This window comes from Plantibacter lichenum, assembly GCF_050587525.1.
Classification (GTDB): Bacteria; Actinomycetota; Actinomycetes; order Actinomycetales; family Microbacteriaceae; genus Plantibacter.
The window spans coordinates 193,497-200,927 of sequence record NZ_JBOBFT010000010.1 but is presented as its reverse complement, the minus strand read 5'-3'; the positions used below and the strand labels follow the sequence as shown (position 1 = coordinate 200,927).

General features: G+C 68.7%; 7 protein-coding genes. 2 read left to right on the top strand and 5 right to left on the bottom strand.

What is annotated here, in order from left to right:
* Window positions 1-694 (top strand): MFS transporter (locus ACQ3HB_RS14960; protein WP_430920975.1); only part of this gene is annotated, 694 nt, incomplete at its 5' end.
* 75 nt (window positions 695-769) lie between these two features.
* Here the strand turns inward: ACQ3HB_RS14960 and ACQ3HB_RS14955 are convergent.
* The 3 genes from ACQ3HB_RS14955 to ACQ3HB_RS14945 form a co-directional block, all read right to left on the bottom strand.
* Window positions 770-2,233, bottom strand: coding sequence for an alanine/glycine:cation symporter family protein (locus ACQ3HB_RS14955; RefSeq protein ID WP_430920974.1), 1,464 nt, complete (start codon window positions 2,231-2,233; stop codon window positions 770-772).
* A gap of 139 nt (window positions 2,234-2,372) precedes the next feature.
* A complete protein-coding gene (locus ACQ3HB_RS14950; RefSeq protein WP_430920977.1) occupies window positions 2,373-3,083 on the bottom strand; it encodes a response regulator in 711 nt (236 codons plus the stop codon).
* Window positions 3,084-3,115: 32 nt separating this feature from the next.
* Entirely contained in the window at window positions 3,116-4,666 is a 1,551-nt protein-coding gene (locus tag ACQ3HB_RS14945; protein WP_430920972.1) for a sensor histidine kinase, read from the bottom strand.
* A 314-nt stretch (window positions 4,667-4,980) separates the two neighbouring features.
* Here ACQ3HB_RS14945 and ACQ3HB_RS14940 point away from each other — a divergent pair, with 314 nt between their 5' ends.
* Complete coding sequence (locus tag ACQ3HB_RS14940) at window positions 4,981-6,627, top strand: sensor histidine kinase (RefSeq protein ID WP_430920970.1); 1,647 nt, start codon at window positions 4,981-4,983, stop codon at window positions 6,625-6,627.
* Between the two features lie 135 nt (window positions 6,628-6,762).
* On the opposite strand, the gene ACQ3HB_RS14935 is transcribed toward ACQ3HB_RS14940, so the two are convergent.
* Both ACQ3HB_RS14935 and ACQ3HB_RS14930 read right to left on the bottom strand, forming a co-directional pair.
* Window positions 6,763-7,158: a hypothetical protein gene (locus ACQ3HB_RS14935; protein WP_430920969.1), complete on the bottom strand. Its 396-nt coding sequence runs from the start codon at window positions 7,156-7,158 to the stop codon at window positions 6,763-6,765.
* Window positions 7,159-7,169: 11 nt separating this feature from the next.
* Window positions 7,170-7,361 (bottom strand): hypothetical protein, encoded by a 192-nt coding sequence (locus tag ACQ3HB_RS14930; RefSeq protein ID WP_430920968.1) that lies wholly within the window; start codon window positions 7,359-7,361, stop codon window positions 7,170-7,172.
* Between the last annotated feature and the right edge of the window lie 70 nt (window positions 7,362-7,431).

Here is a 7,431-nt window from a genome sequence, read left to right as displayed (position 1 = left end):
TCCCGCCGCTCGCCTCGAGCCGGGCTCAGCCGCGCCTGCCGCCGCCGCGCCTGCCGCAACGGCCGCTGGCGCAACCGACCGTGCAGCCCTCCCCGCTGCCGCAACCACTCCGGACACCAGCCGCCCACGCGGCATCGCGCCCGTCGTCATCGCCCTCGCCATCGCATCGTTCGCCGTGTTCGCGGCGCGGTTCGGCGGCGAGCAAGGGCTCATCCCGCTCCTCGGCTACGCGGGAGGCGGCCTCACGCCGTTCACCCTGGGGCTCGCGCTCGCGGCGGCGACGGTCGTGTCCCTCGGGGCGATGCTCATCGTCGGGCCGCTCCTCGACCGCGGCTTCCGACTGCGGGTCCTCGTACCGAGCGTCGTCGCAGCAGCAGCGGCGATGGCCGTCTTCCCGTTCGCGGCGGGACCGATCGCGTTCGCCGCAGCGATCATCGCCTACGGGCTCGCGAGCTGTATCGCGAGCGTCGTCCCCTCGGTCGTCATGAGCGAGGCCGTCCCATCGTCACGGAGCGGATTCGTCGTGGGCGTCACGCGCACGGCCGGTGACGTCGGCGCCGTCGTCGGTCCGCTCGTCGCGCTCGCCGTGTTCGACGCGGTCGGTTCCGTCGCTGCCGCAGTCCTGCTGGCCGGGCTCATCGCCGTCGCGCACATCCCGCTCACCGTCCACCTCGCCCGTCGCAACCCCACCTGATCTTCTGCCGAGGGGTCGCAAACTGCGGGTTTCCGGTCGGCGGACCCGCACTTTGTGACCCCTCGGCAGAAGGGATCAGGGGGTCGGGCGGCTGATGGTGGGGATGGCGCCCGTCACCGAACGCTCGTCCTGCCAGCACTGGATGCCGGAGACGTCCGGCAGGAGATCGCGTGTGAAGACCGGATCGCGGCCCTCGCGACGCTGCCTGGAGTAGTCGCGAAGCAGCCGGAAGACGATGCCGGAGAGGAGCCCGATCGCGATCAGGTTCACGAGCGCCATGATGCCCATGATGCCGTCGGCCGTGTTCCAGATGACGTCCGCCGAAGCGATCGAGCCGACGAAGATGGCCACGACCGCGAGCATGCGGTAGCCGGTGAGCACACGACGGTTTGTGGAGATGAACTCGATGTTGGACTCGCCGTAGTAGTAGTTGCCGAGGATCGAGCTGAACGCCAGCAGGAAGATGATGATGCTGAGCAGCACGTTCGACCACGCGCCCAGGTTGCCGACGACCGCGGCCTGCGTGAGGCCGATGCCTCGGGTCGCGCCGGCGAGGTCCGGACTCGACACGAGGATGATGAACGCGGTGATCGTGCAGACCAGGAACGTGTCGAAGTAGACGCCGAGCGTCTGGACGAGCCCCTGCTTGACGGGGTGGGTGACGGCCGCGCTCGCACCCGCGTTCGGCGCCGAACCGAGACCGGCCTCGTTCGAGAACATGCCCCGCTTCACGCCCGTCATGATGATCGTGCCGATCGTCGCACCGACGACCTCGTTGAAGCCGAACGCCTGCGTGTAGATCGAGCCGAACACCTCGGGCAGCTTGTCGATGTTCATCGCGACGATCACCAGCCCGAGCAGCAGGTAGAGGAGGGCCATCGCCGGCACCACGGCCTGGGTGACGCTCGCGATGCGGCGCACGCCGCCGAACACGACGAGTGCGGTGAGGGCGGCGAGCACGATGCCGATGACCCACGGGATCCACGAGACGTCGCCGCCGAAGCTCGACGAGACGGTCGCGCTGATCGTGTTCGCCTGCAGGGAGCTGAACGCGAATGGGAAGCACACGATGAGGATGACGGCGAAGACGATGCCCATCCACCTGGCCTTGAGCCCGTGCTGCATGTAGTACGCGGGGCCACCGCGGAACCCGGACGGGTCCTTCACCTTGAACAGTTGACCGAGGGTGGATTCGACGAAGCTCGACGCCCCGCCGATGAACGCCATCGTCCACATCCAGAAGATCGCCCCGGGACCGCCGATCGCGATCGCGGTGCCGACGCCCGCGATGTTGCCGACGCCGACGCGGGAGGCAGCAGAGATCGTGAACGCCTGGAACGCCGAGACCGACTGGGGTTTGCCGTCATCGCCGACGGGGGTCTTGTTGGTCAGGGTGCGGAACATCTCCGGGATGAGTCGGAACTGCACGACACCTGACCGGACGGTGAAGTACAGGCCCAGCAGGGCGAGCACCGGCAACACGGCCCATGTCCAGAGGAAGTCGCCGCCGGACAGGATGACGTCGTTCAGGAGGTCCATCCGCACAGTCTGGCACCCGGTGACCCGCCTGTATACCTCCCGGCTGACATATCTCCCGCTTCTGCCGAGGGGTCGCAAAGTGCGGGTGTCAGGCTGGGGCACCCGCAGTTTGCGACCCCTCGGCAGAAGAGCGCGCGAGCTAGCGGGGGAGGCTGTGCTCGTGGGCGTAGACCACGAGCTGGACGCGGTCGCGCAGGTCGAGCTTGCGGAGGATCGACGACAGGTGCGTCTTGACGGTCGACTCGCTCAGGAACATCGATGCCGCGATCTCCGCGTTCGCGAGGCCACGGGCAGCCTCCGCGAAGATGTCGAGCTCGCGGGAGGTCAGTTCCAGGTAGGCCTGCGGCGTCTCGGGGACGGGCGTCATCGAGAACTCGCCGTCGAGGAGCATCGCGAGGTCGGCCGGCGCGAGGACGGCGTTGCCGGAGTGGACGGTGCGGACGGCGTCGCCGAGCTGGGCCGGCGAGCTGTCCTTGAGGAGGAAGCCGCTCGCGCCGTGTCGGATCGCGCGCGCCGCTCGGTCGTCGAGGTTGAACGTCGTGAGCACGATGACGCGCGGCGGCTGCCGGAACGGATCGCCCGGCACCGGTTCGAAGATGCGGCGGGTCGCCTCGACGCCGTCCATCTCCGGCATGCGGATGTCCATGAGCACGACGTCGGGCCGCAGCCGTTCGACGCATTCCAACGCTTCGAACCCGTCGCCGGCCTCGCCGACGACGTGCATGCCGGGCTGGTTGTCAACGATCACGGCGATGCCGGCGCGGAACAGCTTCTGGTCGTCGACGAGGAGGACGCGGATCGAGTCCGCGGACGGTTGCGCGGTGCCGGCGGTCGATTCCGGTTCCGTCAGCGAGTCGCGCGCGGCACCTGGCTCGGCCGCGCTCACTGGGCGACTCGGAGGGGGACGGTCGCGGTCACACCGAAGCGCCCGTCGAGGCCGATCGCATCGATCACGAGATGTCCTCCCACGCGCTCCAGCCGCTGACGCATCCCGATGATGCCCCGTCCCCCACCGTGCTCGTGGTCGGCGGCAGTGAGGTGATCGCTCGCGTCGGGCACCGCGTCCTGCGTACCGGGACGGGCCGCGGCTGCAGCACCCGCACCAACAGCCGCCGCGCACGCTGCAGCGCACTCCGCCGTGAGCGGCGCCGTGCCCGGCTTGTTCCGCACCTCGATCTCGAGCGCGGTGTCCCAGCGCAGCGCGACGACGATCTCCGCGTCCTGGTCGCCGTACTTGATGGCATTCGTCAGCATCTCCTGAAGGACCCGGAATGCGACGAGTTCGAGGTCAGGTGGCATCGGCCGGGACATCCCGGTCTCGTCGAGTCGGACCGATCGGCCGCTGGTGTGGACACGTTCCACGAGCGATCGGAGCTCCTGCCGTTCCGGGGCGTCGTGAGTGGTGTTCCGACCGGTCGGGCGTCGCCCTCCCGAGCCGCCGGGGTTCGGCGAGGCCGGTTCGAGCACCTTCCGCACGTCCTGCAACGACAACCTGGCGGAATCCGAGATGACGTTCATCGTGCGGCGGAGGGCATCGGCGCTCTCGAGATACTGAGCCGATTGCGCCTGGGCGAGGATCACGGCGAGCGAGTGCCCGACGACATCGTGCACATCGCGAGCGAGCTGCGCCTGTTGGTCACGGGCCGCGCTGAGTTCCTCCGCGCGCTTGCGCTCCTCGATCGCCTTCGCCGCTTCCGCCTCCGCCACGGCGAGCGATGCCTGCGACGCGCGCGAGACATCGGCGTACCTGAGCGCGATGCCGAGCAGCCACGGGATGCCGATGACGAGGGCCGCGACGAGCACGACGGCACCGGACTCCCCGGAGAAGGAGAACCCGAGTGCGTACTGGAAGAGGGAGAGGAACGGCCCGCGGGCGCTGTCGAGGTAGTAGACCTGCGTGTACTGCAGGAGGCCGATGACGCCGAGGACCGGGAACGCGAGTGCGCTCACGCGGAGGAGCATGCGGGAGCCGTGCCGCGCGATGTTGAACGCGATGATGCACACCGCCAGCTCCGCGAGGAGGAGCTCGGTGCGCGTGGCGATCTGCAGGATGGCGACCGCCCACACGCCCGCGAACGACCAGGCCGGGTACCAGCGGGAGATGCCCACGAACGCCGCGAAGCCGAGGACGATGACGACATCGCTCAGGTTGGCTCCCGGCGGGAGGGCCTTCGCGAAGCCGTCGACGGTGTCCGAGCCGGCGACATCCGATGCGGCGAGGTCCGAGTAGCTGCGGAGCTCGATGATCTCCCGGATCCCCAGCAGTCCGACCGCGATGGCGCAGGCGAGGGCGCCGAAGCCGCGCCAGGAGAGTCCGGTGAGGGCGCGGCGCAGGAGCACGGTCATGCGCGATGCCGGCTGTGCTGGGGTGTTCGCCTGGGTGGACGATGCCGGAGGCGCGACGGAATGGAGTCGTCCCGTGTCTGCAAGCATGCCTCGACGATAGACGCGATCGGTGAGCGCCGCCTCAGTCGGAAGTACCGGACTTCGTCTGGTGTTCTGATGCGCGCAGCGGCGAGTGTTGATGGGAGGGCGCTTTCCTCGCGAAATCGGTCGTCCTTTCCGACATCTGATGATCATTTCGATCGTCAAATCGCCTGAAACGGTTCACAATCGCAGAACGGGGGTCATTTGGCGTCCCGCCATGCGTGCCGACTTCATGTCACGTCATTGGTCCGCTACTGTGCAGGAACGGGTGGCGAAACACCCCGCCCTCGAGGCTCGACCGTCATGAAAGTGCAGCACGCATGGTGTCATCCCCGGCCTCATCATTCCGAGAGCGTGCGCGCCTCCGATTACGCGCCGTCGGTGCCGTTCAAGCGCCCTTCCTCGCCGCCGTGCTCGTCGTCGCGGCCGTCTCCACTGCGGTCCTCGACCTGACGCCCCTCCAGGACTTCTTCATCCTCATCGGGGTCGTGGTCACGATCGGGACGTCGGCGCTCGCCGCGTTCGTCCCGTGGGAGCGCTTCGACCACGGGTGGGTTGCGATCATCCCCGTCCTCGATTTCATCGCCGTCGCCTTCCTCCGCGACGCCGCGGGCCTCATCCTGCCGGGAGTGGGCGGGCTCGTCTTCTTCCCCGTCATCTGGCTGGCCTACGAATTCGCTCTGACGACCGTCTGGCTGTCGATCACGGGCGCGCTGTTCGTCGCGAGTTTCCCGTACATCCTCATGTTGACCCTCCCGCCCACACCGCTCGATTGGGCACGTGTGTTCCTCCTCCCCACGTCTGCGGCGGGCGTCGCGCTCTCGGTTCGGCTCGCCGCCCGGCACCTCGAACGCCAGCGGGACCAATTGCAGCGAACGACCCGGGAGCTCCGGAACGCCCTCGCGACGGAGGAAGAGGAGCGGTTGTCCCTCGCAGCCGTCGAGGACACGGTCGATGCGGCGATCACGGTCCTCGACGTGGACGGGCGGGTGCTCCGACGCAATCGCCTGGCTCTCGAATTCGCCGATGCAGCACGTCTGACCATCGGTCTGGACGGCAGTGGCGCGAAAGTGTTCCAGTCGGACGGCTCGACCCCCGTCGCCGCGGACCCCGCCTCGATCGCGGACACGCTCGGCAATGAGGCTCCCGACGGCCGGCTGCTGTGGATCGGGGAGGGGGCCGATCGCCTCGCGATCATGGTCCGCTCGCAGGTGCTGACCCGAGCCGATGGCGAGCCGTTCGGAACCGTCGTCGTGGCGCACGACATCACCCGCCTGATCGAGAGCATCCGCGTCCGGGAGTCGTTCCTGACGACCGTCTCCCACGAACTGCGCACACCGTTGACCGCACTCGTCGGCAACCTCGACCTCATCGTGGATCGGCTCGAGGACGCCGGAATCCAGGCGCCGTCGGAGGTCGCCGCGATCGAACGCAACGTCGCGCGGCTGCTCGGGCTCGGTTCCGACCTGCTGCTCGCGGCGGGGGACGCTGCTGCCACGAGGATCGTCCAGGGCGAGGTCGGTGCGCTCGTGCGGGCGGCGACGGATGCAGCGGCATCCCGTGCCGCCGCGGCGCAGATCCGGCTGCTCGTCGACGACGTCCCCACTGTCGCTGCCATGATCGACTCTGCCCAGATCCGCCAGGTCGTCGACCATCTGCTCGCGAACGCGATCAAGTTCACCGAGGTGGACGGTACGGTTCAGGTGTCCCTGCGAGCCGATGAGGCCACCTGGTCGCTCGTCGTCGCGGATGACGGCATCGGCATCGGTTCGCGCGAACAGGAGCACATCTTCGAGCGCTTCTACCGGTCCGGTGAGGCGGAGCGCCGGGCGATCCAGGGAGCGGGTCTCGGGCTCGCGATCACGAGTTCGATCGTCGGAGCTCACGGCGGCGCGATCCGCGTCGACAGTGTTCCCGGTCGTGGTTCGACCTTCACCGTCACGATCCCGCGAGTTCCCGCCGCCTAACCCGCTGCTGCTGCTGCCGCCCTTGCCCGCCCCCGCCCCCTACCCCTACCGCCGAGGTGAGGCTTCCGGTTGTTCTGGGTGCCCGGAAACAACCGGAAGCCTCACCTCGGCGGGGTCGAGGTCGGGCGGGTGGGGTCAGGGGTGGGTGGCAGCGAAGCCGGAGGAGGAGGTGTCGGTCAGGATCCGGTAGTCGACCTCCGAACCCCGATCCGTGCAGAGCTCCCACGTGCGCTGCCACGGACGATCGGTCGGACCGAAGTGGAGCACGACGCGCCGGTAGGGCTCTCCCGAGACACGACGGCCGATGACATAACTCGGTGCACCGGGGCCGCCGCTCGGAAGCGATGCGAGGTACTCGTCACCGTCGAGCGACCTGGGCCGCCTCGATTGCTGCACGAGGTGCCCTGGCGTGATCGTCCCGACGAGCAACGTCTCGGTCGAGGGGACCGGGGCCGATGCGGACGCCCGGGCCGATGCGGAAGCGGACGCTGGAGCCGACGATGCGGACGTCACGGTGTCGGCCGTTCCCATCTCTCCCGCCGTCATGCGCCGAGCGCTTCGTGTGTGGAACGGATCTGCCGCTCACGGCCCATCGCGGCCTGCATGGAGTCGAGCGGTGCCGGTTCGGTGCCCGTCGTGCGGGTGATCGCATCGCGCACGACGGCGTCCTGCGCGACCCGTCCCATCGCGTGCTGCATCGGAGCGTCGTAGGGTTGGGGGTGTTCGTGACTCATCTGAGCCTCCTGTCCAAGGGTTGGTGTGCATGGTGCGGACGACGATGCCGGGGCTGCAACCCCGGCATCG